Genomic DNA, 20862 nt, shown 5'->3' with positions numbered 1-20862 from the left:
GAACTCAGACGATACGTGCATTCTGCAACTACGCAAACACACAGATCATGCAGAAAGCGCGGATGAACTGTCCCTTGATATTCATAAGCTATTGAAAAATAACACTATTTATTATCGGCAAAAGCTGGCACGCACAGTGCAGTATTCCTTCTATCGAGTGTTTCGTTAACCAGACCTTTGATAAACCTGCCAAAAAGGAACCGCAAAATGTCGGATATCAACAAAGAAGCCATCTCTACCCTGAATGACTTGATCGAGACCAGCATTGACGGTGAGAAAGGTTTTCACACTGCTGCTGAAGACGCCAAGAACCCGGAAATCAAGGCCTACCTGCTCTCCCGTTCTTCTGGCTGCAAGACGTCGGTTGCCGAGCTTCAAGCTGAAGTACGTGCACTGGGCGGCGATCCAGAAGATTCCTCCAGCATCGCTGGCGGCGCACACCGCCTGTGGGTCAACCTGAAAAGCGCGTTGAGCGGCAAGAACGACGAAGCGGTCCTGAACGAAGTCGAAAGCGGTGAAGACCACGCGCTGAAGGCTTACAAAAAGGCTGCCCAGGAAGCTACCGAGAAGAACTTGCCAGTTAACGTCACTACCCTGATCCAGCGTCAGCTGCAGGGTGTGCAAGCGAACCACGACAAGGTTAAAGCCCTGCGTGACACCGTTCGTGCTGCCAACAAGTAATTCGCGGTAACGTCGAAAAACGCCAGCCAGTCTGGCGTTTTTTTATGCCTGCGATTCGGCAGAGGGCGCTACATAGGGTTCGAATTCCACGCGGTTCCTGCCTTGTTTCTTGGCCCGGTACAGGGCCCTGTCCGCGGCGTGAAACAGCGGCTCGGGCAGATCGTGGGTCGCCGGCAGGTGCGTGGCCACGCCGATGCTGACGGTGATGGGCACTGTGTCCTCGGCGAAAGGCGGAAGTGCTTCTATCGCCAGACGCAGCTTTTCCGCGATCACACAGGCACCTGCCTTGTCGGTTTCCGGGAGCACCACCATGAACTCCTCACCGCCATAGCGCGCGGCGAGGTCACCCGGCCTGCGGATGCTGGCGGTCAGGGTCTGGGCAACGCTGCGTAATGCGACGTCGCCGCCATGATGCCCGTGTCGATCGTTGAAGGCCTTGAAGTGATCCACATCAATCATCAGGAGTGCCAAAGGCCTTTCCGAACGCATGCCCCGCGCCCATTCCTGCTTGAGCACCTGATCCAGCCTGCGCCGGTTGGCCAGGCCGGTCAGCCCATCTGTGGACGCCAGCCCGGCCAGTTCACGCTCGGCGTTCTGGCGCAGGCGCAGTTGGCGGCCCAACAGCCAGGACAGCGAGAGGATCCCGAGGCACAGCAAACCGGTCGCGCTTGCCACCAGCAGCGCGTTGCGTTTCCACAGCGCGTAGACGTCGTCCCGGGATTGAGCGACCACGACGATCAATGGCAAGTCACCCACCCGTGAGAAGGTGTAAAGCCGCTCAGCACCGTCGAGTTCGGATATCGCCGCAAAGCTGCCGTTGACCTCCCTCAGAATGCGTTTGAAGTTGGGCCGCATGCTGAAGTTCTGGCCGATGAAGGTCCGGTTGTTGTCGTCGGGTTGCCGGGCGAGCATCACGCCATCCGCGCTGAGCAGGTTGACGGTGCTGGTGGGACCGATGTCCAGCGTGCGAAACAGTTGATCGAAGTACGACAGGCGCATTGATGCACTGGCAATGCCGACGAACTGGCCGTTGGCGGAGGGGAGACGGCGACTGAAACTGATGCACAGGTCCTTGAAGCCCCAGCGCGAAAGGAAGGGCCCGTCGACCACCAGCGCCAGTGAGCCGCTGCCCCGGTGTTTCTGAAAGCCTGGCCGGTCTGAGAAGTTGTCCAGCCGAGGCGTCAGCGAGGTGGAGTCGGCGACGATGCGCCCGGTGTCATCCAGCAGCACCACATCGCCCTTGAAGGGCGCCGCCGTGGCCCGGTCGAAGAGCACCAGCTGACGCAATTCCGGAGAGATCGTCATGACATCGGGCCGTCGCCAGGCCGCGATCAGGCCCAATAGGGAGGTGTCATACAGCTCGGCATTGCGCTGCACGTCAGCGTCGATCAACTGCACCACATTGTTTGCCGAGCGCACAGCGGCTTCGTTGGCCGTCCCCAGCTCCCGAAACAGCAACCAGGTCACGATGGCGAGTATGGCGGCCACCGCCACGGCGCTGCCCAGCATCAGCATCTTCTCGGAACCGGATCTGATCCCTCGTGAGAATGGAGGCTTGGCTGTCAGTGGCATCGATCATCTCTGACGGGGAAATGGAGGCGTCGTGCGGCGGTAGGCTTATTCGCCTTCGTCAAACTTGTTGTTGATCAGTTCCACCAGCCCCGCCAGCGCCGCATCGGCTTCTTCACCTTCGGTGGCCAGGTGGATCAGGGTGCCCTTACCGGCAGCCAGCATCATGACGGCCATGATGCTTTTGCCATCGACCATGGTTTCCGGGGTGCGGCCGACCCTGATCTGACACGGGTACTTGCCGGCAACACCCACGAACTTGGCGGCGGCCCGGGCGTGCAGACCCAGCTTGTTGATGATGGTGATTTCTAGAGCGGGCATCGCGATGGAGGTCCTTTCAGCTTAGGTCGCGGTGGCGGACCTGAACATTCTTGAGCGATTGCTGCAGGACCTGACCCAGACGTTCGGTCAGGTAGACGGAGCGGTGGTGTCCGCCGGTGCAGCCAATGGCAATAGTGACGTAGGCGCGATTGCTGGCGGCAAAGCGCGGCAACCACTTATTGAGATACGAGAAGATGTCCTGGAACATTTCTTCGACGTCGGGTTGTGCTGCGAGGTACTCGGCAACCGGCTTGTCGAGGCCCGACTGCTCGCGCAGTTCGGGTTTCCAGTACGGGTTGGGCAGGCAGCGCACGTCGAAAACCAGGTCGGCGTCCACGGGCATGCCGCGCTTGAAGCCGAAGGATTCGATGAGGAAGGCAGTGCCCGGTTCGGGTTTGTTCAGCAGGCGCAATTTGAGAATGTCGCGCAGCTGATAGAGATTCAGGTGCGTAGTGTCGACCGTCAGATCAGCCAGATCGATGATCGGGCCGAGCAGGGTCTTCTCGTCACGAATGGCTTCGGCCAGCGAGCGCGTTGCCGTGCTCAACGGATGACGGCGACGGGTCTCGGAAAAACGCTTGAGCAGGGTAGGTTCATCTGCATCGAGGAACAGCACGTCGCACTGGATGTGGCGGGCGCGTACCTCGGCGAGCATGCGTGGGAATCGGGTCAGGTGACTGGGCAGGTTGCGCGCGTCAATCGAGACCGCCAGTAAAGGCTCGGCCAATTCGGTGTTGATCAGTGCGCGCTCGGCCAGCTCCGGGAGCAGGCCGGCGGGCAAATTGTCGACGCAGTAGAAACCGCTGTCTTCAAGGACGTCGAGGGCCGTGCTCTTGCCGGAGCCGGAGCGGCCGCTGACGATGATCATGCGCATGATCAGTGACCGTTCTGGACGTCGAGCACGACGCTGTAAAGCTCTTCGTCGGTTTTGGCGGCGCGCAGGCGCTTACGCACATCGTCACGGTCGAGCATGCTGGCGATCTGGCGCAGCAGTTCCAAGTGAGCATCGGTGGCCGCTTCCGGGACCAGCAGCACAAACAGCAGGTCAACCGGCGCGCCGTCGATGGCGTCGAAATCGATGGGTTTCTCGAGATGCAGCACGGCGCTGACAGGCGTTGTACAGCCCTTCAGGCGGCAGTGGGGAATGGCGATACCATTACCGAAACCGGTGGAGCCGAGTTTTTCACGGGCAATAAGGCTTTCAAACACCACCTGTTCATCAAGATCGGGCACTTGCTTGCCGATCATGCTGGCGATGTTTTGGAGTACGGCTTTTTTGCTGCCGCCTGGCACGTTCACAAGTGAACGGCCAGGGGTCAGAATATTTTCAAGTCGGATCATGAGTGGGGAGTGTCAGCGAGCAGTCGCGCCTTGCAGCAGACTTTGCTGTTTTTCCTTATGTTTTTTGAGTTGGCGGTCAAGCTTGTCGGCAAGCAGGTCAATGGCTGCATACATGTCGTCGTGTTCGGCGTTGGCAACCACTTCAGCGCCAGGAACGTGCAAGGTGGCTTCGATCTTCTGCTTGAGCTTCTCGACCTCCATCGTGACCTGCACATTCGTGATCTTGTCAAAATGGCGTTCCAGTCGGGCGAGTTTCTCGCCGATGTAGGTACGCAGAGGTTCGGTCACTTCCAGCTGGTGTCCACTGATGTTGACTTGCATACAGCTTCTCCTTCGTTGCCAGTGCATTAAGAGGCAGGCGTAATGCCTGCCACTGGAACACTTTGACATGTGACCTTTACATCAGTCGCTTGCGTTCGCTGGACGGCGAGATCCCAAGGGATTCACGGTACTTGGCGACTGTGCGACGGGCCACTTGAATGCCTTGTGCTTCCAGTAAACCAGCGATCTTGCTGTCACTCAACGGCTTTTTCTGATTTTCCGCAGCGACCAGTTTTTTGATGATCGCGCGAATCGCCGTGGACGAGCATTCGCCGCCTTCCGAGGTGCTGACGTGGCTGGAAAAGAAATATTTGAGTTCGTAGATCCCGCGTGGGGTGTGCATGAATTTCTGCGTGGTGACCCGGGAAATCGTCGATTCGTGCATGCCGACCGCCTCAGCGATGTCATGCAGAACCAGCGGCTTCATGGCCTCGTCGCCGTACTCAAGGAAGCCGCGCTGGTGTTCAACGATTTGCGTCGCCACCTTCATCAGCGTCTCGTTACGGCTTTGCAGGCTCTTGATGAACCAGCGCGCTTCCTGCAGCTGATTGCGCATGAACGTATTGTCGGCGCTGGTATCGGCACGACGCACGAACCCCGCGTACTGCGGATTGACCCGCAGGCGCGGCACGGATTCCTGGTTCAGCTCCACCAGCCAGCGCTCGTTGTCCTTGCGCACGATGACGTCAGGCACAACGTATTCGGCTTCACTGGACTCGATCTGCGAGCCGGGGCGCGGGTTGAGGCTCTGGACCAGTTCAATGACCTGCCGCAGGTCGTCTTCCTTGAGCTTCATGCGGCGCATCAGTTGCGCGTAGTCGCGGCTGCCCAACAGATCGATGTAGTCGCTGACCAGCTTCTGCGCTTCCGCCAGCCACCTGGTTTTAGCCGGCAACTGACGGAGCTGCAGCAGCAGGCATTCGCTCAGGTTGCGAGCGCCGATGCCCGCAGGCTCGAACTGCTGGATGCGGTGCAGAACGGCTTCGATTTCGTCCAGCTCGATATCGAGCTCAGGATCGAAAGCGTCGAGCAATTCTTCCAGTGTTTCGTCGAGGTAGCCCTGGTTGTTGATGCAGTCGATCAGCGTCACGGCGATCAGGCGATCGGTGTCCGACATCGGCGCGAGGTTGAGCTGCCAGAGCAGGTGGCTTTGCAGGCTTTCGCCAACGGAGGTGCGGGTGGTGAAATCCCACTCGTCATCGTCATTGCTGGGCAGGCTGCTGGCGCTGGTCTGATAGACGTCTTCCCACGCGGTGTCGACAGGCAACTCGTTGGGGATGCGCTCGTTCCAGTCGCCCTCATCCAGATTGTCGACGGTAGGCGCCGATTCCTGGTAGGTGGGCTCCTGAACATCAGCGTTGGGCTTTTGCTCTACGTTATCCGCCAAGGGGTCGGCGTTGTCGAAATCGTCGCCTTCCTCCTGCCGTTCCAGCATCGGGTTCGACTCCAGCGCCTCCTGAATCTCCTGTTGGAGATCCAGCGTCGACAACTGAAGCAAGCGGATTGCCTGTTGCAGCTGAGGCGTCATCGTCAGCTGCTGGCCCATTCTCAAGACTAGCGAAGGTTTCATGGCAGGGCTTAACACCTTATTCGCCGGCGCACTGCGCGCCATTTACTACCAGGGCGCCGAGGGCGCCAACTTAAGCAAATTATATGCCTGAAGCTGGAGGGTTTGCCTAGAGTGTGATGACAATTAAAAAACGAGGTCGGCAATAGCGCGCGTTGCGGCGTACCGCACAACCTCGTGTCATCACTGCGGTTACAGGCGGAACTCGTGACCCAGATACACTTCCTTGACCAATTGGTTGGCAAGGATGGATTCGGCGTCGCCTTCGGCAATTAGCTGCCCATCGTTGACGATGTAGGCGGTTTCGCAGATATCCAGCGTTTCACGCACGTTGTGGTCGGTGATCAGCACGCCGATCCCTTTGGCCTTGAGGTGGTGAATGATCTGCTTGATGTCGCCTACGGAAATAGGGTCAACACCGGCAAAAGGTTCGTCGAGCAGAATGAATTTCGGCGAAGTGGCGAGGGCGCGTGCGATTTCCACGCGGCGACGTTCACCGCCCGACAGGCTCATGCCCAGGTTGTCGCGAATGTGGGTGATGTGGAATTCCTGCAGCAGGCTTTCCAGCTCCTTGCGACGGGCAGTGCGATCGAGCTCCTTGCGGGTCTCCAGAATCGCCATGATGTTGTCCGAGACGGAGAGCTTGCGGAAGATCGACGCTTCCTGTGGCAGGTAGCCAATACCGGCGCGAGCGCGGCCGTGCATCGGCTGGTGGCTGACGTCCTGGTCGTCGATAAGAACGCGACCCTGATCGGCCTGAACCAGGCCGACGATCATGTAGAAGCAGGTGGTCTTGCCGGCGCCGTTGGGGCCGAGCAGGCCGACAATCTGACCGCTCTCGATGGACAGGCTGACGTCACGTACGACCTGGCGGCTTTTATAGGCCTTGGCCAGATGTTGGGCTTTCAGCGTTGCCATTACTGGGCCTTCTGCTGGTCGGTTTTCTTTTTCGGCTGGATGACCATGTCGATGCGAGGGCGTGGTGCGGTGACCTTGGTGCCGTTGGCACGGCCGGCGTTCACGACCTGCTTGACGGTGTCATAGACGATTTTCTCGCCTTCGGACGTGTTGCCGTCGTTGACTACTTTGGCCTTGTCGATCAGCACGATGCGGTTCTGGGCCGCGAAGTACTGGATGGTGACGCCCCAGGCCTGAACGATCGGTTTGTCCACCGATGGCTTCTGCTCGTAATAGGCCAGGTTGCCCACGGACGTGAACACGTCCACGTCGCCTTGCGGTGTCCGGGTGATGGTCACGGTGTTGCCGGTGATCTTCATCGTGCCCTGGGTGATGATGACATTGCCCTTGTAAGTGGCGATGCCTTGCTTGTCGTCCAGTTGCGCGTCATCCGACTGGATGTGGATGGGTTGATCGCGATCCGTCGGCAGAGACCAGGCGCTCGCGCTTCCCAGTGCTGCGCCCAGGCCGAGCAAAAAAGGAAGGGTTTTAACGAGCCTCATACTGTCCTCTTACGTTGGATAGCAGGTTCATCCTGCTTTCTTTCAGATACGCTTTCATACCCGTGCCGGTCGTTACACCGCCAAGGCCGTCGATTCTAACGGGTTGGGCAGTCTCCGCATATTGCTTCTGCGGGAATACAGTCATGCGGCTGCTGGTGATGATGGTGGTGCGGTTCTTTTCATCGGTGCGGTTGATGCGCACCGAGTCGATCAGCTCGACGTGATCACCCCCCGGCGACACTTCGGCGCGAACGCTCTGTACGTGCCACGGGAAGGTCGAACCTCGATACATCTGCAGCACCGGCGTGGTCATCAGGGTGACGTCGGTGGCTTTCAAGTGCTCGACCTTGTCGGCGGTCATGTCGTACTGCATGGTTCCGTCGGGCAGGTACTGAATGCTGTGGGCGTTGGTCGCGTAGTAATCGACAGCGCTTTCATCCACGGCAGCCTTGGGTTGATCGAGGAAGCTTTCCGGACTGATGTTCCAGTAGCCGACCGCTGCCAGCAGCAATGCCAGCACACCGAACAGCAGAAACGTACGAAACTTTTTGCTCAGCATAAATGCACTTCTATAGGTAGGCGGCATGAGCCGCTTCGAGGTTGCCCTGAGCCTTCAAGATCAACTCGCAGAATTCGCGGGCAGCGCCTTCGCCGCCACGTGCCTGGGTAATGCCATCGGCATGCTCGCGGACAAAGCTGGCAGCATTGGCAACGGCCATGCCCAGGCCGACCCGGCGAATGACCGGCAGATCAGGCAGATCGTCACCCAGATACGCGACCTGCTCGTAGCTTAGATTCAGTTGCTGCAAAAGCTCGTCGAGGACCACGAGTTTGTCTTCGCGGCCCTGATAAAGGTGCGCGATGCCGAGGTTCTTCGCTCGCCGCTCAACCACCGGGGTCTTGCGCCCGCTGATGATGGCAGTGGTCACGCCCGAGTTGATGAGCATCTTGATGCCCTGGCCGTCGAGGGTGTTGAACGTCTTGAACTCGCTGCCGTCTTCGAGGAAATACAGGCGCCCATCGGTGAGTACGCCATCGACGTCGAAGATCGCCAGTTTGATGTTCTTGCCGCGTTGCATCAGGTCATTCATATCGGCGCTCATTTACATGACGCCTGCGCGAAGCAGGTCTTGAAGGTTGAACGCGCCAACCGGGCGGTCGTTCTCGTCGACCACAATAAGTGCGCCGATCTTGTTGTCTTCCATGATTTTCAAAGCTTCGGCCGCGAGCATTTCCGGCCGTACAGTCTTGCCATGGACGGTCATCACTTCATCAATGGTGGCCAGGCGTATGTCGATCGGGCGATCCAGTGTGCGACGCAAGTCACCGTCCGTGAAGATACCGGCAAGGCGTCCGTCGCTCTCGAGGATGGCGGTCATGCCCAGCCCCTTGCGGGTCATTTCCATCAGCGAATCGCGAAGCGGCGTGCCCCGCGCAACCTGCGGCAGGTTGGCGCCAGTGTGCATCACATGCTCGACCTTCAACAGCAGCCGACGACCCAGCGCACCGCCCGGGTGGGAGAAGGCGAAGTCTTCGGCGGTGAAGCCTCTGGCGTCCAGCAGTGCAACGGCCAGGGCGTCGCCCATGACCAGCGCCGCCGTGGTGGAGGAGGTGGGCGCCAGATTCAGCGGGCAGGCTTCTTTTTCGACCCGCGCATTAAGGTTGACGTCGGCGGCTTTGGCCAGCGTTGAGTCCGGGTTGCCAGTAAGGCTGATCATCTTGATGCCCAGACGCTTGATCAGCGGCAGCAACGTGACGATCTCGGCCGTCGTGCCCGAGTTGGACAGGGCCAGAATGATGTCGGCGCTGGTGATCATGCCCATGTCGCCGTGGCTGGCCTCGGCCGGGTGCACGAAAAACGAGGGAGTGCCGGTGCTGGCGAGGGTCGCGGCGATCTTCTTGCCGATATGGCCCGACTTGCCCATGCCGACCACGACCACGCGGCCCTGACTGCCCAGGATCATGTCGCATGCGCTGATGAAATCGGCATTGATATGCGCAAGCAGACCTTCCACGGCTTCTATTTCAAGGCGGATGGTGCTCTGTGCCGATTCAATCAGATTGCGCGCATTGGACATATCGGAAGGGGTCGCTTGGTCAAAAGCCGGGGATTATAGCGGCAATGTTCAAAAGCCTCACGCTTCATCGTTGCTGTTTGTTTAATGAAAGGACACGTCCTTCAGCAACTGCGTGATAAAGGCTGGCGATGGGTACGAAAATTCCACACCGTCCTTAATACCCTTCTTTGTTTGCGACTTGACACGTTGAAGCTTGGGCGGCGTGCGAGAGCGGTGGTATAGTCCGCCGCTTGTTCGGCCCCTCCAAAAGTGTGTCGTTCGTCAAGAACGCGGCATCTGAGAGACAGGTTGCATCGCAAGGAGTTTAGATGAGTGCCGATAACGCCTACGCGGTCGAGCTGAAGGGCGTTTCCTTCAAGCGCGGTGCGCGCAGCATCTTCAATAATGTGGACATCAGCATCCCCCGGGGCAAAGTCACCGGCATCATGGGGCCGTCCGGCAGTGGTAAAACCACCCTGCTGCGATTGATGGGAGCACAACTGCGTCCCAGCGCTGGCGAAGTCTGGGTCAATGGCCAGAATTTGCCCAAGCTATCGCGCAGCGATCTTTTCGACGCGCGCAAGCAGATGGGCGTGCTCTTTCAGAGCGGCGCACTGTTCACCGATCTCGACGTTTTCGAAAACGTGGCGTTTCCGCTGCGGGTCCACACCAAACTGCCTGAAGACATGATCCGCGACATCGTCCTGCTGAAGCTGCAGGCGGTCGGGCTTCGTGGGGCCGTTGATCTGATGCCCGACGAGCTGTCGGGTGGCATGAAGCGTCGTGTTGCGCTGGCGCGTGCCATCGCGCTGGATCCCCAGATCCTCATGTACGACGAACCCTTCGTGGGCCAGGACCCTATCGCCATGGGCGTGCTGGTACGGCTGATCAGGCTACTGAATGACGCGCTGGGTATCACCAGTATCGTGGTGTCTCACGATCTCGCCGAGACCGCGAGCATCGCCGACTATCTCTATGTCGTCGGTGACGGTCAGGTGCTGGGGCAGGGCACACCGCAGGAACTGATGGAGTCGGATAACCCTCGTATACGTCAGTTCATGACGGGCGATCCCGACGGGCCGGTGCCTTTCCATTATCCGGCACCGGATTATCGCGACGATCTTTTGGGGAAGCGCTGATGCGCAGAAAGTCTTTAATGGATCGCGTACGCCTGATGGGGCGTTCGGCGATCGATATAGTTGCAGTGCTGGGTCGTTCAGGGATTTTTCTGGTTCATGCGTTGCTCGGGCGTGGCGGAATCGGCGGCGGCTTTCAACTGCTGCTGCGTCAGCTGCACTCGGTAGGCGTCATGTCTCTGGCCATTATTGTCGTGTCCGGCGTGTTCATCGGCATGGTGCTGGCGCTGCAAGGCTTCAGCATTCTCGCCAAGTACGGCTCCGAGCAGGCTGTGGGGCAGATGGTTGCCCTGACGTTGCTGCGTGAACTCGGCCCGGTCGTTACCGCTCTATTGTTCGCCGGTCGTGCAGGCTCTGCGCTCACCGCTGAAATCGGCAACATGAAATCCACCGAGCAGCTTTCCAGCCTCGAGATGATTGGCGTTGACCCGCTCAAATACATCGTCGCGCCGCGTCTCTGGGCAGGCTTCATCTCGCTGCCGGTGCTGGCGCTGATCTTCAGCGTGGTTGGCATCTGGGGTGGTTCGTGGGTGGCGGTCGACTGGCTGGGCGTTTACGAAGGCTCCTTCTGGGCCAACATGCAGAACAGCGTTTCGTTTACCGATGATGTACTCAACGGTGTCATCAAGAGCGTCGTGTTCGCTTTTGTCGTCACCTGGATTGCCGTGTTTCAGGGCTATGACTGCGAGCCGACGTCCGAAGGGATCAGTCGCGCCACGACCAAGACCGTGGTCTACGCGTCATTGGCCGTACTGGGCCTGGACTTTATTATGACCGCCTTGATGTTTGGAGACTTCTGATGCAAAACCGCACCCTCGAAACCGGTGTAGGCCTGTTTCTGCTGGCCGGTATCCTGGCTTTGCTCCTGCTCGCCCTGCGCGTCAGCGGTCTGAGTGCCAGCGCCAACACCGACACTTATAAACTTTACGCAAATTTCGACAATATCGCCGGTTTGACTGTCAGAGCGAAAGTGACCATGGCCGGTGTGAACATTGGCAAGGTCACTGCAATCGATCTGGATCACGATACCTTCACCGGTCGTGTGACGATGGAAGTGAACAAGCGGGTCAATAACCTGCCTTCGGATTCCACCGCTTCCATTCTGACCGCGGGCCTGCTGGGTGAAAAATACATCGGCATCAGTGTCGGTGGTGATGACCAGCTGTTGAAAGACGGCGGCACCATCCATGACACCCAGTCCTCGTTGGTACTCGAAGACCTGATCGGTAAATTCCTGCTCAATTCAGTGGGCAAAGACGCCAAATGAGGAGTTTTTTCATGATCTCGATTCTGCGCCGTGGCCTTCTGGTGCTGCTGGCCGCCCTGCCATTGTTTGCTAATGCAGCGGCGTCCGATGCTTCCGCCCACGACCTGGTTGATCGCACCACCAAGCAATTGCTGGCTGACCTGTCCGCCAACAAGGAAACCTACAAGTCCAATCCACAAGCGTTCTACGATGCACTCAATGGCATCGTCGGCCCGGTCATCGACGCCGATGGCATTTCCAAAAGCATCATGACCGTGAAGTATTCGCGCAACGCCACCCCGGCGCAGATGCAGCGGTTCCAGGAAAACTTCAAGCGCAGCCTGATCCAGTTCTATGGCAACGCACTGCTTGAGTACAACAACCAGGGCATCACTGTTTCTCCTGCCAAGCAGGAAGGTGCTGATCGCACTTCCGTCGACATGTCGGTCAAGGGCAACAACGGCGCGGTTTACCCTGTTTCCTACACCCTCGTCAAAATCGGCGGTGAGTGGAAAGTGCGTAACGTGATCATCAACGGCATCAACATCGGCAAGCTGTTCCGCGATCAGTTCGCTGACGCCATGCAGCGCAACGGTAACAACCTGGACAAAACCATCGACGGTTGGGCTGGCGAAGTCGCCAAGGCCAAAGAGACCTCGGAAGCCTCCAGCGACAAGGTCGTCAAATGAGTCAAGCGTCCGTTACTGCCGCTGGCGGCGGAGAGCTGATGCTCTCCGGCGTGGTCGACTATCGGACCGGGCCCGCCTTGCGCGAGCAGGGCGCGGCGCTCATTAAGGCCAGCACCGAAGCGGCTTTGACGCTGGACTGCTCCGGCGTGGAAAAATCCAGCAGTGTCGGCCTCTCACTGCTCCTCGCATTCATGCGCGATGCTCAGGCGGCGGGCAAGTTACTCACCGTCCGGGCGTTGCCAGAAGACATGCAGGAAATCGCCAAAGTCTCTGAGCTCACCGAGCTGTTTCAGCACCATTAATTGCTTTCATCGATCAAGCCCCTCGTCCGCCCCTTGCAAAGTAGGGTTCGCAACGAGAGGGCTTTTTTGTATGATGGCCGACCCGCGCGCGTAGGGCGCCGATAGAGGTTAAGCATGCAGGCCGTAGAAGTTAAAAGCTTCCTGGAAGCTAAGTTGCCAGATATCCAGGTCGAAGTTGAAGGCGAAGGCTGTAATTTCCAGCTGAACGTGATCAGCGACGAACTGGCCGCACTGAGCCCGGTCAAGCGCCAGCAGCAGGTCTACACGCATTTGAACCCATGGATCGCCGATGGCAGCATCCACGCGGTCACCATGAAATTTTTCAGCCGCGCTGCATGGGCCGAGCGCACCTGAGCCAAAACGGCGTCGAGATTCCAATGGATAAACTGATTATTACTGGCGGCATTCGTCTTGATGGCGAAATCCGCATCTCCGGGGCGAAAAACTCCGCTCTGCCGATTCTCGCAGCCACGCTGCTGGCTGATGGTCCTGTGACCGTCGCCAACCTGCCGCACCTGCACGACATCACCACCATGATCGAGCTGTTCGGTCGCATGGGGATCGAGCCGATCATCGACGAGAAGCTCAGCGTCGAAATCGATCCGCGCACCATCAAGACCCTGGTCGCTCCGTACGAACTGGTGAAAACCATGCGTGCGTCGATCCTCGTGCTGGGTCCGATGGTTGCCCGATTCGGTGAAGCCGAAGTGGCACTGCCTGGCGGTTGCGCCATCGGTTCGCGTCCTGTCGATCTGCACATCCGTGGTCTTGAAGCCATGGGCGCGATCATCGACGTCGAAGGCGGTTACATCAAGGCCAAGGCGCCGGAAGGCGGCCTGCGTGGCGCGCACTTCTTCTTCGACACCGTCAGCGTCACAGGTACCGAGAACATCATGATGGCCGCTGCCCTGGCCAACGGCCGCAGCGTCCTGCAAAACGCCGCGCGTGAACCTGAAGTCGTCGACCTGGCGAACTTCATCAACGCCATGGGCGGTAAAGTCTCTGGCGCCGGCACCGACACCATCACCATCGATGGCGTTAAACGTCTCGGTTCGGCGACCTATCGCGTGATGCCCGACCGTATCGAAACCGGCACCTATCTGGTGGCGGCGGCGGCAACCGGCGGCCGTGTGAAGCTCAAGGACACCGATCCGACGATTCTCGAAGCGGTTCTCGAGAAGCTGCGTGAAGCCGGTGCCGAGATCACCACGGGCAGCAACTGGATCGAGCTGAACATGCACGGCAAACGTCCGAAAGCGGTCAACGTGCGCACTGCGCCGTACCCGGCGTTTCCGACCGACATGCAGGCGCAGTTCATCTCGCTGAATGCCATCGCCGAGGGTACCGGGACGGTCATCGAGACCATCTTCGAAAACCGCTTCATGCACGTGTATGAAATGCACCGCATGGGCGCGCAGATTCAGGTCGAAGGCAACACCGCAATCGTCACCGGTTGCACCAAGCTCAAGGGCGCGCCCGTGATGGCAACCGACCTGCGTGCCTCGGCGAGCCTGGTCATTTCGGCGCTGGTTGCCGAGGGCGACACGCTGATCGACCGCATCTACCACATCGACCGTGGTTACGAGTGCATCGAAGAAAAACTGCAGATGCTGGGCGCGAAGATCCGTCGCGTTCCGGGCTAGTCAGCTGCTGCGCGTTTGCCCGGGTCGATTTGATCGACTCGGGCGACGTGTCTGGCCCAAGGGCCAAGACTTTCTGATTCGTTTCACTTCGGCTTTTTGAGCCGGAGGTTGTCGGGCGCCAGTTGCGACCCGGCACGCGCTGCTGATAAGGACTGACGTTTCCCATGTTGACCATCGCACTGTCCAAGGGCCGTATCCTCGACGACACCTTGCCGCTGCTCGCTGCGGCGGGCATCGTGCCGACCGAGAATCCGGACAAGAGCCGCAAGCTGATCATCCCCACGACCCAGGCCGACGTGCGCTTGCTGATCGTGCGCGCCACCGACGTGCCGACCTATGTCGAGCATGGCGCTGCGGATCTCGGCGTCGCGGGCAAGGACGTGTTGATGGAATACGGCGGTCAGGGGCTTTATGAGCCCCTCGACCTGCAAATCGCCCAGTGCAAGCTGATGACTGCAGGTGCAGTCGGCGCCGTCGAACCCAAGGGTCGGCTGCGTGTGGCGACCAAGTTCGTCAATGTTGCCAAGCGCTATTATGCCGAACAGGGCCGTCAGGTCGATATCATCAAGCTGTACGGCTCCATGGAACTCGCGCCGCTCGTGGGCCTGGCCGACAAGATCATCGACGTCGTCGACACCGGCAACACGCTGCGTGCCAACGGCCTCGAACCCCAGGACATGATTGCCCACATCAGCTCCCGTCTGGTGGTGAACAAGGCATCCATGAAAATGCAGCACGCCCGTATCCAGTCGTTGATCGACACCCTGCGCACAGCCGTGGAGTCGCGACACCGCGGTTGACTGAATCGCGTGACCCTCAACAGGATCACGCCCAGCTATCCGTGTCATAGCCAAATTTCTCAGGTGCCCGCGCGGATGGCTTGCTAGCTTAGGCATCTGCCTGTCCTTGCAACTGACATCGCCACCTGAGAAATCGCCATCATTGAGGCCCACGCTATGACCACTCCCAACGCTATTCGCCGACTCAACGCTGCCGATCCGGACTTCGCCCGTCATCTGGATCATCTGCTGAGCTGGGAAAGTGTGTCTGACGACTCGGTCAATGAGCGTGTGCTGGACATCATCAAGAACGTGCGCGAGCGCGGCGATGCGGCGTTGGTGGAATACACCCGTCGTTTCGACGGGCTGGACGTGGCGTCGATGGCGGACCTGATTCTGCCGCGCGAGCGTCTTGAGCTGGCACTGACCCGCATCACGCCCGCCCAGCGCCAGGCCCTTGAAAAAGCGGCCGACCGCGTGCGCAGTTACCACGAGCGGCAGAAGCAGGATTCCTGGAGCTACACCGAGGCCGACGGCACCGTGCTGGGCCAGAAGGTCACCCCGCTGGACCGCGCCGGCCTGTACGTGCCGGGCGGTAAAGCCTCTTACCCGTCTTCAGTGTTGATGAACGCCATTCCGGCCAAAGTTGCTGGCGTGGGCGAAGTGGTCATGGTCGTGCCGACCCCCCGCGGTGAACTCAACGAGCTGGTACTGGCGGCGGCCTGCATCGCCGGCGTTGATCGCGTGTTCACCATCGGTGGCGCGCAGGCGGTTGCGGCGCTGGCCTATGGCACTGAAAGCGTGCCGCAGGTGGACAAGGTCGTCGGCCCGGGCAACATCTATGTGGCCACCGCCAAGCGTCATGTTTTCGGTCAGGTGGGCATCGACATGATCGCCGGGCCTTCGGAGATTCTGGTGGTGTGCGACGGTCAGACCGATCCGGACTGGATCGCCATGGACCTGTTCTCCCAGGCCGAGCACGACGAGGACGCCCAGGCGATTCTGGTCAGCCCGGATGCGGACTTCCTTGACCGCGTCGCGGCCAGCATCGCCAAACTGATGCCGACGATGGAGCGGGCGGAAATCATTCAAACCTCGATCAATGGCCGCGGCGCCTTGATCAAAGTGGCCGACATGACTCAGGCCATTGAAGTCGCCAACCGGATTGCGCCGGAGCACCTTGAATTGTCGGTGGCTGATCCACAGGCCTGGCTGCCGCAGATCCGCCACGCCGGCGCGATCTTCATGGGCCGCCACACCTCCGAAGCGCTGGGCGACTACTGCGCCGGTCCCAACCACGTGTTGCCCACTTCGGGCACCGCACGGTTCTCGTCGCCGCTGGGCGTGTACGATTTTCAGAAACGCTCATCGATCATTTTCTGCTCGGAGCAGGGCGCGTCCGAACTGGGCAAAACGGCTTCGGTGCTGGCACGCGGCGAGTCGTTGACCGCCCACGCCCGCAGCGCCGAGTATCGCATCGTCGACACCGAACAAGAGGGCAACTGAGCATGAGCAAATTCTGGAGTCCCTTCGTCAACGACCTGGTGCCTTATGTGCCGGGCGAGCAGCCCAAGCTGACCAAACTGGTGAAGCTCAACACCAACGAAAACCCCTATGGCCCGTCGCCCAAGGCGATCGATGCCATGCGTGCGGCGGTCAGTGATGAACTGCGTCTGTATCCCGATCCCAACAGCGATCTGCTGAAGCACGCGGTGGCGCGTTATTACGGCGTCGACGCCAGTCGGGTGTTCCTCGGCAACGGTTCGGACGAGGTGCTCGCCCACGCCTATAACGCGTTCTTCCGACAGGCCAAACCGTTGCTGTTCCCGGACATCAGCTACAGCTTCTATCCGGTGTACTGCGGCCTGTATGGCGTCGACTACGAAGCCGTGCCGCTTGACGAACAGTTTCAGATTCGTGCCGAAGATTACGCGCGTTCCAATGGCGGCATCATTTTCCCGAACCCGAACGCACCCACCGGCTGCCTGTTGGCCCTCGATGCCGTCGAGCAGATCCTCAAGAACAGCCCGGATTCAGTGGTGATCGTCGACGAGGCGTACGTCGACTTCGGCGGCGACACCGCGATCAGCCTGGTGGATCGCTATCCGAACCTGCTGGTCACTCAGACACTGTCCAAATCGCGCTCCCTCGCTGGGCTGCGGGTGGGCCTCGCAGTGGGGCATCCGGACCTCATCGAGGCGCTGGAACGGGTCAAGAACAGCTTCAACTCGTATCCCCTGGACCGTATGGCCATTGTCGGCGCAGCAGCGGCCTTCGAGGATCGCGCGTATTTCGAGAGCACCTGCCAGCGCGTGATCGCCAGCCGTGAAGCGCTCGTCGAGCAGCTGGAAGGCAAGGGTTTTGAGGTGCTGCCATCGGCCGCGAATTTCATCTTTGCCCGTCACCCTCAGCATGACGCAGCGGGTCTGGCGGCAAAGGTGCGGGAGCAGGGCGTGATCGTGCGCCACTTCAAACAGGCGCGCATCGCGCAATTCCTGCGCATCACCATCGGCACGCCTGAACAGAATCAGGCGCTGGTGGATGCCTTGGGGGACCTCTCGAGCTGAGTTGACGGCTGCTTCATCGCAACCGATCAATCCTCCGCCGCAGGCGCCGTTGTCTGCGGTGGACGCACGCCCACCTCGGCGCTCAGCTTCAGTTCCTTGCCGTTGCGCATAACCTCAATGGCGATCTTGTCGCTCGGCTTGGTGCGCGCCACCTGATTCATGGAGCGACGCCCGTCGCCCGCTGGCTCGCCGTTGATGCTCAAAATCACATCACCCAGCTGCAATCCGGCCTTCTGCGCCGGTCCATCGCGGAAAATCCCGGCGACCACGATCCCTGGGCGGTCCTTAAGGCCAAAGGATTCCGACAGTTCCTCCGTCAGCGGCTGTACCTCAATACCCAACCAGCCGCGAATCACCTGACCGTGCTCAATGATCGACTTCATCACCTCCAGAGCCAGCTTGGTCGGAATCGCAAAACCGATGCCTTGGGAGCCACCGGACTTGGAGAAGATCGCCGTGTTGATCCCGGTCAGGTTGCCATTGGCGTCCACCAGTGCGCCGCCCGAGTTGCCGGGGTTGATCGCGGCGTCGGTCTGAATGAAATCTTCGTAGGTGTTGAGGCCCAGCTGATTGCGTCCGGTGGCACTGATGATGCCCATGGTCACGGTCTGGCCGACGCCGAACGGGTTGCCGATGGCCAATGCAACGTCGCCGATGCGGATGGCGTCGGAACGGCCGAGGGTAATGGACGGCAGGTTCTTGAGGTCGATCTTCAGGACCGCAAGGTCGGTTTCCGGATCGCTGCCGACGACTTTGGCGATCGTCTCGCGGCCGTCCTTGAGCGCCACGACAATCTGGTCTGCACCGGAGGTGACGTGGTTGTTGGTTAGCAGATAGCCTTCCGGACTCATGATTACGGCCGATCCCAGGCTCGACTGCATGCGCTTTTGTTTAGGCAGGTTGTCGCCGAAGAAACGACGAAACTGCGGGTCGTCGAACAGCGGATGGTTGGGTTTATTGCTGTTGTTGACCATCTTGGTCGTGTACAGATTCGCCACGGCGGGGGCGGCGTTGCTGACGGCGTCCGCGTACGATACCGGGCCCTGTTGCACAAAGGTCTGCCGGGGCGCTTGTTGCAGGTTCACGTCCTGGCTTGGAAGCCCGACCCACTGGGGATAGCGCTGGATTATCAATAAAGCGATAAGCACACCAGCGAGCAAGGGCCAGCCGAGAAAACGCAGCGCTTTGAACATTGAGCGGAGTCCTGAAGGTAGAAGCGCCTAGCTGCGCCATAATGGCCGGCATTATACGAGGACCGACACGGTCTGGACTGCATATTTAGGAGAGTTTTATGGCCGTTGCCCTGAGCACCCTGGTGGAAGAAGCGGACCGCTATCTCGGTAGCGCGCGGATTCAGGATTATTGCCCGAACGGCCTGCAGGTCGAGGGTCGGCCGCAGGTCAGGCGAATCGTCTCCGGCGTCACCGCGAGTCAGGCGCTGCTGGACGCGGCGGTGGAGGCCAATGCCGATCTGGTGCTGGTGCATCACGGCTATTTCTGGAAAGGCGAGAATCCCTGCATCACCGGCATGAAACAGCGTCGGCTGAAAACGCTGCTCAAGCACGACATCAGCCTGCTGTCCTATCACTTGCCCCTCGACCTTCACGCCGACGTGGGCAACAACGTTCAGTTGGCCCAGCAACTGGAGATCACCGTCGAAGGCCCGCTGGACCCGGACAATCCGCGCATCGTCGGGCTGGTCGGCTCACTCAGCGAGGCGATCACGCCACGGGATTTCGCCCACCGCGTGCAGACTGCATTGGGGCGCGAGCCGCTGCTGATCGAGGGTGAAGGGATAATCCGCCGGGTCGGCTGGTGCACCGGAGGCGGGCAGGGCTACATCGATCAGGCCGTTCTGGCCGGCGTGGACCTGTATTTGAGCGGGGAGGCGTCCGAGCAGACTTTTCACAGCGCCCGGGAAAACGGTATCAGCTTCATCGCCGCCGGCCATCACGCCACCGAGCGGTATGGTGTGCAGGCCCTGGGCGATTATCTGGCGCGGCGCTTTGCCCTTGAACATCTGTTTATCGATTGTCCGAACCCGATCTAACGCGTCCTGAGGTCCAAAGCCTGAGCTATATGTATAGATCGTTTCGATCTATCCCCGCCGCTGAATAGAAGCAGGCGCCATGATAAAGTGCATCGCTCGATAGAGCCCGCAGGCTCTCCACACACGTACGTTATCCGTGAGTAACCATGGTCGACAAACTGACGCATCTGAAACAGCTGGAGGCGGAAAGCATCCACATTATCCGCGAGGTCGCTGCCGAGTTCGATAACCCGGTGATGCTGTACTCCGTCGGTAAAGACTCTGCCGTGATGCTGCATCTGGCGCGCAAGGCCTTCTTTCCGGGCAAGCTGCCGTTCCCGGTGATGCACGTCGACACACGCTGGAAATTCCAGGAGATGTACCGCTTCCGCGACAAGATGGTCGAGGAGATGGGCCTGGATCTGATCGTGCACGTGAACCCGGACGGCGTCGCGCAGGGTATCAACCCGCTGACCCACGGCAGCTCGAAGCACACCGATATCATGAAAACCCAAGGCCTCAAGCAGGCTCTGGACAAGCACGGCTTTGATGCCGCGTTCGGCGGTGCCCGCCGTGACGAAGAGAAATCCCGCGCCAAAGAGCGCGTGTATTCCTTCCGCGACACCAAGCACCGCTGGGACCCGAAAAACCAGCGTCCCGAGTTGTGGAACGTGTACAACGGCAACGTCAACAAAGGCGAGTCGATCCGCGTGTTCCCGCTTTCCAACTGGACCGAGCTGGACATCTGGCAGTACATCTACCTCGAAGGCATTCCGATCGTCCCGCTGTATTTCGCCGCCGAGCGCGAAGTCATCGAGATGAACGGCACCTGGATCATGATCGACGACGACCGCCTGCGTAATCACCTGTCCGACGAGGACAAGAAGCGCATCGTCAAGAAGAAGGTCCGCTTCCGCACACTGGGCGACTACCCGTTGACGGGCGCTGTCGAGTCCGAGGCCACCAGCCTCACCGACATCATTCAGGAAATGCTCCTGACGCGAACTTCCGAGCGCCAGGGCCGGGTCATCGACCACGATGGCGCAGGCTCGATGGAAGAAAAGAAACGCCAAGGCTACTTCTAGCTGCAAGCTGCAAGCAGCAAGTTGGAAGCTTCAAGCCGAAACGCTGAAGCTCACTTGAACCGGAAGAAT

At 59.6% G+C, this 20862-nt stretch carries 25 protein-coding genes; 13 read left to right on the top strand and 12 right to left on the bottom strand.

The genetic code is table 11. The features are described from left to right. The first annotated feature begins 207 nt into the window (after nt 1-207). Nucleotides 208-681 carry a PA2169 family four-helix-bundle protein gene (locus tag QWI18_RS06785; protein ID WP_369318477.1) on the top strand — a complete coding sequence of 158 codons (474 nt, stop codon included), beginning with the start codon at nt 208-210 and terminating at the stop codon, nt 679-681. Nucleotides 682-723: 42 nt separating this feature from the next. On the opposite strand, the gene QWI18_RS06780 is transcribed toward QWI18_RS06785, so the two are convergent. The 11 genes from QWI18_RS06780 to QWI18_RS06730 all read right to left on the bottom strand — a co-directional run bounded on the left by QWI18_RS06780 (nt 724) and on the right by QWI18_RS06730 (nt 9338). Next, a complete protein-coding gene (locus tag QWI18_RS06780; protein WP_369318476.1) occupies nt 724-2196 on the bottom strand; it encodes a diguanylate cyclase in 1473 nt (490 codons plus the stop codon). Between the two features lie 102 nt (nt 2197-2298). Next, entirely contained in the window at nt 2299-2571 is a 273-nt protein-coding gene (locus tag QWI18_RS06775; RefSeq protein ID WP_065992070.1) for an HPr family phosphocarrier protein, read from the bottom strand. A gap of 16 nt (nt 2572-2587) precedes the next feature. Then, nucleotides 2588-3445 (bottom strand): RNase adapter RapZ, encoded by an 858-nt coding sequence (rapZ, locus tag QWI18_RS06770; RefSeq protein WP_065992073.1) that lies wholly within the window; start codon nt 3443-3445, stop codon nt 2588-2590. A 2-nt stretch (nt 3446-3447) separates the two neighbouring features. Continuing rightward, a complete protein-coding gene (gene ptsN, locus QWI18_RS06765) occupies nt 3448-3912 on the bottom strand; it encodes a PTS IIA-like nitrogen regulatory protein PtsN (RefSeq protein ID WP_065992075.1) in 465 nt (154 codons plus the stop codon). A gap of 12 nt (nt 3913-3924) precedes the next feature. Continuing rightward, nucleotides 3925-4233: a ribosome-associated translation inhibitor RaiA gene (gene raiA, locus QWI18_RS06760; RefSeq protein WP_037014798.1), complete on the bottom strand. Its 309-nt coding sequence runs from the start codon at nt 4231-4233 to the stop codon at nt 3925-3927. Between the two features lie 76 nt (nt 4234-4309). Continuing rightward, a complete protein-coding gene (locus tag QWI18_RS06755; protein ID WP_065992077.1) occupies nt 4310-5803 on the bottom strand; it encodes an RNA polymerase factor sigma-54 in 1494 nt (497 codons plus the stop codon). A gap of 189 nt (nt 5804-5992) precedes the next feature. After that, nucleotides 5993-6718 (bottom strand): LPS export ABC transporter ATP-binding protein, encoded by a 726-nt coding sequence (gene lptB / locus QWI18_RS06750; RefSeq protein ID WP_065992079.1) that lies wholly within the window; start codon nt 6716-6718, stop codon nt 5993-5995. Beyond that, on the bottom strand, nt 6718-7260 hold the full coding sequence (lptA, locus tag QWI18_RS06745) for a lipopolysaccharide transport periplasmic protein LptA (RefSeq protein ID WP_037014791.1): 543 nt from the start codon (nt 7258-7260) through the stop codon (nt 6718-6720). The genes lptB and lptA overlap by 1 nt, the downstream gene beginning before the upstream one ends. Continuing rightward, nucleotides 7247-7819 (bottom strand): LPS export ABC transporter periplasmic protein LptC, encoded by a 573-nt coding sequence (gene lptC, locus QWI18_RS06740; RefSeq protein ID WP_037014789.1) that lies wholly within the window; start codon nt 7817-7819, stop codon nt 7247-7249. The genes lptA and lptC overlap by 14 nt, the downstream gene beginning before the upstream one ends. Nucleotides 7820-7829: 10 nt before the next feature. Next, the gene (gene kdsC, locus QWI18_RS06735) at nt 7830-8363 is read right to left on the bottom strand and encodes a 3-deoxy-manno-octulosonate-8-phosphatase KdsC (protein WP_065992081.1); all 534 of its coding nucleotides are present in this window, start codon (nt 8361-8363) and stop codon (nt 7830-7832) included. Then, on the bottom strand, nt 8364-9338 hold the full coding sequence (locus QWI18_RS06730) for a KpsF/GutQ family sugar-phosphate isomerase (protein ID WP_296306121.1): 975 nt from the start codon (nt 9336-9338) through the stop codon (nt 8364-8366). Between the two features lie 308 nt (nt 9339-9646). On the opposite strand from QWI18_RS06730, the gene QWI18_RS06725 reads away from it, so the two are divergent. The 10 genes from QWI18_RS06725 to hisC all read left to right on the top strand — a co-directional run bounded on the left by QWI18_RS06725 (nt 9647) and on the right by hisC (nt 17679). Beyond that, the gene (locus QWI18_RS06725) at nt 9647-10456 is read left to right on the top strand and encodes an ATP-binding cassette domain-containing protein (RefSeq protein WP_065992087.1); all 810 of its coding nucleotides are present in this window, start codon (nt 9647-9649) and stop codon (nt 10454-10456) included. Then, nucleotides 10456-11253, top strand: a complete 798-nt coding sequence (mlaE, locus tag QWI18_RS06720; protein WP_192132717.1) for a lipid asymmetry maintenance ABC transporter permease subunit MlaE — start codon at nt 10456-10458, stop codon at nt 11251-11253. The genes QWI18_RS06725 and mlaE overlap by 1 nt, the downstream gene beginning before the upstream one ends. Further along, nucleotides 11253-11720: an outer membrane lipid asymmetry maintenance protein MlaD gene (gene mlaD, locus QWI18_RS06715; RefSeq protein ID WP_065992091.1), complete on the top strand. Its 468-nt coding sequence runs from the start codon at nt 11253-11255 to the stop codon at nt 11718-11720. The genes mlaE and mlaD overlap by 1 nt, the downstream gene beginning before the upstream one ends. 11 nt (nt 11721-11731) lie before the next feature. Beyond that, entirely contained in the window at nt 11732-12388 is a 657-nt protein-coding gene (locus QWI18_RS06710; protein WP_065992093.1) for a phospholipid-binding protein MlaC, read from the top strand. Then, nucleotides 12385-12690, top strand: coding sequence for a lipid asymmetry maintenance protein MlaB (locus QWI18_RS06705; RefSeq protein ID WP_369318475.1), 306 nt, complete (start codon nt 12385-12387; stop codon nt 12688-12690). Before QWI18_RS06710 ends, QWI18_RS06705 begins: the two co-directional genes overlap by 4 nt. 114 nt (nt 12691-12804) lie before the next feature. Further along, nucleotides 12805-13044 carry a BolA family protein gene (locus tag QWI18_RS06700; protein WP_369318474.1) on the top strand — a complete coding sequence of 80 codons (240 nt, stop codon included), beginning with the start codon at nt 12805-12807 and terminating at the stop codon, nt 13042-13044. A 23-nt stretch (nt 13045-13067) separates the two neighbouring features. After that, nucleotides 13068-14333, top strand: a complete 1266-nt coding sequence (gene murA, locus QWI18_RS06695; protein WP_065993161.1) for a UDP-N-acetylglucosamine 1-carboxyvinyltransferase — start codon at nt 13068-13070, stop codon at nt 14331-14333. 164 nt (nt 14334-14497) lie between these two features. Then, nucleotides 14498-15133 carry an ATP phosphoribosyltransferase gene (hisG, locus tag QWI18_RS06690; RefSeq protein WP_065992096.1) on the top strand — a complete coding sequence of 212 codons (636 nt, stop codon included), beginning with the start codon at nt 14498-14500 and terminating at the stop codon, nt 15131-15133. A 156-nt stretch (nt 15134-15289) separates the two neighbouring features. Then, the gene (gene hisD / locus QWI18_RS06685; protein ID WP_369318473.1) at nt 15290-16618 is read left to right on the top strand and encodes a histidinol dehydrogenase; all 1329 of its coding nucleotides are present in this window, start codon (nt 15290-15292) and stop codon (nt 16616-16618) included. A gap of 2 nt (nt 16619-16620) precedes the next feature. Continuing rightward, complete coding sequence (hisC, locus tag QWI18_RS06680; protein WP_369318472.1) at nt 16621-17679, top strand: histidinol-phosphate transaminase; 1059 nt, start codon at nt 16621-16623, stop codon at nt 17677-17679. Nucleotides 17680-17705: 26 nt separating this feature from the next. Here hisC and algW read toward each other — a convergent pair whose 3' ends face one another. Then, on the bottom strand, nt 17706-18872 hold the full coding sequence (gene algW, locus QWI18_RS06675; protein WP_369318471.1) for a Do family serine endopeptidase AlgW: 1167 nt from the start codon (nt 18870-18872) through the stop codon (nt 17706-17708). Nucleotides 18873-18970: 98 nt separating this feature from the next. On the opposite strand from algW, the gene QWI18_RS06670 reads away from it, so the two are divergent. Together QWI18_RS06670 and cysD are read left to right on the top strand one after the other, a co-directional pair. Beyond that, nucleotides 18971-19729, top strand: coding sequence for a Nif3-like dinuclear metal center hexameric protein (locus QWI18_RS06670; RefSeq protein ID WP_369318470.1), 759 nt, complete (start codon nt 18971-18973; stop codon nt 19727-19729). A 146-nt stretch (nt 19730-19875) separates the two neighbouring features. Beyond that, the gene (gene cysD / locus QWI18_RS06665) at nt 19876-20793 is read left to right on the top strand and encodes a sulfate adenylyltransferase subunit CysD (RefSeq protein WP_065992104.1); all 918 of its coding nucleotides are present in this window, start codon (nt 19876-19878) and stop codon (nt 20791-20793) included. Nucleotides 20794-20862: the final 69 nt, after the last annotated feature.

It is taken from the genome of Pseudomonas sp. W2Oct36 (assembly GCF_041060465.1).
GTDB classification, from domain to species: domain Bacteria; phylum Pseudomonadota; class Gammaproteobacteria; order Pseudomonadales; family Pseudomonadaceae; genus Aquipseudomonas; species Aquipseudomonas graminis_B.
The sequence above is the reverse complement of the archived record's forward strand: the minus strand, read 5'-3'. Positions and strand labels throughout refer to the sequence as shown.

Coding starts and splice junctions, on each gene's coding strand:
- QWI18_RS06785 (WP_369318477.1), top strand. CDS start 208: ATGTCGGATATCAACAAAGAAGCCATCTCTACCCTGAATGACTTGATC.
- QWI18_RS06780 (WP_369318476.1), bottom strand. CDS start 2,196: ATGCTGATGCTGGGCAGCGCCGTGGCGGTGGCCGCCATACTCGCCATC.
- QWI18_RS06775 (WP_065992070.1), bottom strand. CDS start 2,571: ATGCCCGCTCTAGAAATCACCATCATCAACAAGCTGGGTCTGCACGCC.
- rapZ (WP_065992073.1), bottom strand. CDS start 3,445: ATGCGCATGATCATCGTCAGCGGCCGCTCCGGCTCCGGCAAGAGCACG.
- ptsN (WP_065992075.1), bottom strand. CDS start 3,912: ATGATCCGACTTGAAAATATTCTGACCCCTGGCCGTTCACTTGTGAAC.
- raiA (WP_037014798.1), bottom strand. CDS start 4,233: ATGCAAGTCAACATCAGTGGACACCAGCTGGAAGTGACCGAACCTCTG.
- QWI18_RS06755 (WP_065992077.1), bottom strand. CDS start 5,803: ATGAAACCTTCGCTAGTCTTGAGAATGGGCCAGCAGCTGACGATGACG.
- lptB (WP_065992079.1), bottom strand. CDS start 6,718: ATGGCAACGCTGAAAGCCCAACATCTGGCCAAGGCCTATAAAAGCCGC.
- lptA (WP_037014791.1), bottom strand. CDS start 7,260: ATGAGGCTCGTTAAAACCCTTCCTTTTTTGCTCGGCCTGGGCGCAGCA.
- lptC (WP_037014789.1), bottom strand. CDS start 7,819: ATGCTGAGCAAAAAGTTTCGTACGTTTCTGCTGTTCGGTGTGCTGGCA.
- kdsC (WP_065992081.1), bottom strand. CDS start 8,363: ATGAGCGCCGATATGAATGACCTGATGCAACGCGGCAAGAACATCAAA.
- QWI18_RS06730 (WP_296306121.1), bottom strand. CDS start 9,338: ATGTCCAATGCGCGCAATCTGATTGAATCGGCACAGAGCACCATCCGC.
- QWI18_RS06725 (WP_065992087.1), top strand. CDS start 9,647: ATGAGTGCCGATAACGCCTACGCGGTCGAGCTGAAGGGCGTTTCCTTC.
- mlaE (WP_192132717.1), top strand. CDS start 10,456: ATGCGCAGAAAGTCTTTAATGGATCGCGTACGCCTGATGGGGCGTTCG.
- mlaD (WP_065992091.1), top strand. CDS start 11,253: ATGCAAAACCGCACCCTCGAAACCGGTGTAGGCCTGTTTCTGCTGGCC.
- QWI18_RS06710 (WP_065992093.1), top strand. CDS start 11,732: ATGATCTCGATTCTGCGCCGTGGCCTTCTGGTGCTGCTGGCCGCCCTG.
- QWI18_RS06705 (WP_369318475.1), top strand. CDS start 12,385: ATGAGTCAAGCGTCCGTTACTGCCGCTGGCGGCGGAGAGCTGATGCTC.
- QWI18_RS06700 (WP_369318474.1), top strand. CDS start 12,805: ATGCAGGCCGTAGAAGTTAAAAGCTTCCTGGAAGCTAAGTTGCCAGAT.
- murA (WP_065993161.1), top strand. CDS start 13,068: ATGGATAAACTGATTATTACTGGCGGCATTCGTCTTGATGGCGAAATC.
- hisG (WP_065992096.1), top strand. CDS start 14,498: ATGTTGACCATCGCACTGTCCAAGGGCCGTATCCTCGACGACACCTTG.
- hisD (WP_369318473.1), top strand. CDS start 15,290: ATGACCACTCCCAACGCTATTCGCCGACTCAACGCTGCCGATCCGGAC.
- hisC (WP_369318472.1), top strand. CDS start 16,621: ATGAGCAAATTCTGGAGTCCCTTCGTCAACGACCTGGTGCCTTATGTG.
- algW (WP_369318471.1), bottom strand. CDS start 18,872: ATGTTCAAAGCGCTGCGTTTTCTCGGCTGGCCCTTGCTCGCTGGTGTG.
- QWI18_RS06670 (WP_369318470.1), top strand. CDS start 18,971: ATGGCCGTTGCCCTGAGCACCCTGGTGGAAGAAGCGGACCGCTATCTC.
- cysD (WP_065992104.1), top strand. CDS start 19,876: ATGGTCGACAAACTGACGCATCTGAAACAGCTGGAGGCGGAAAGCATC.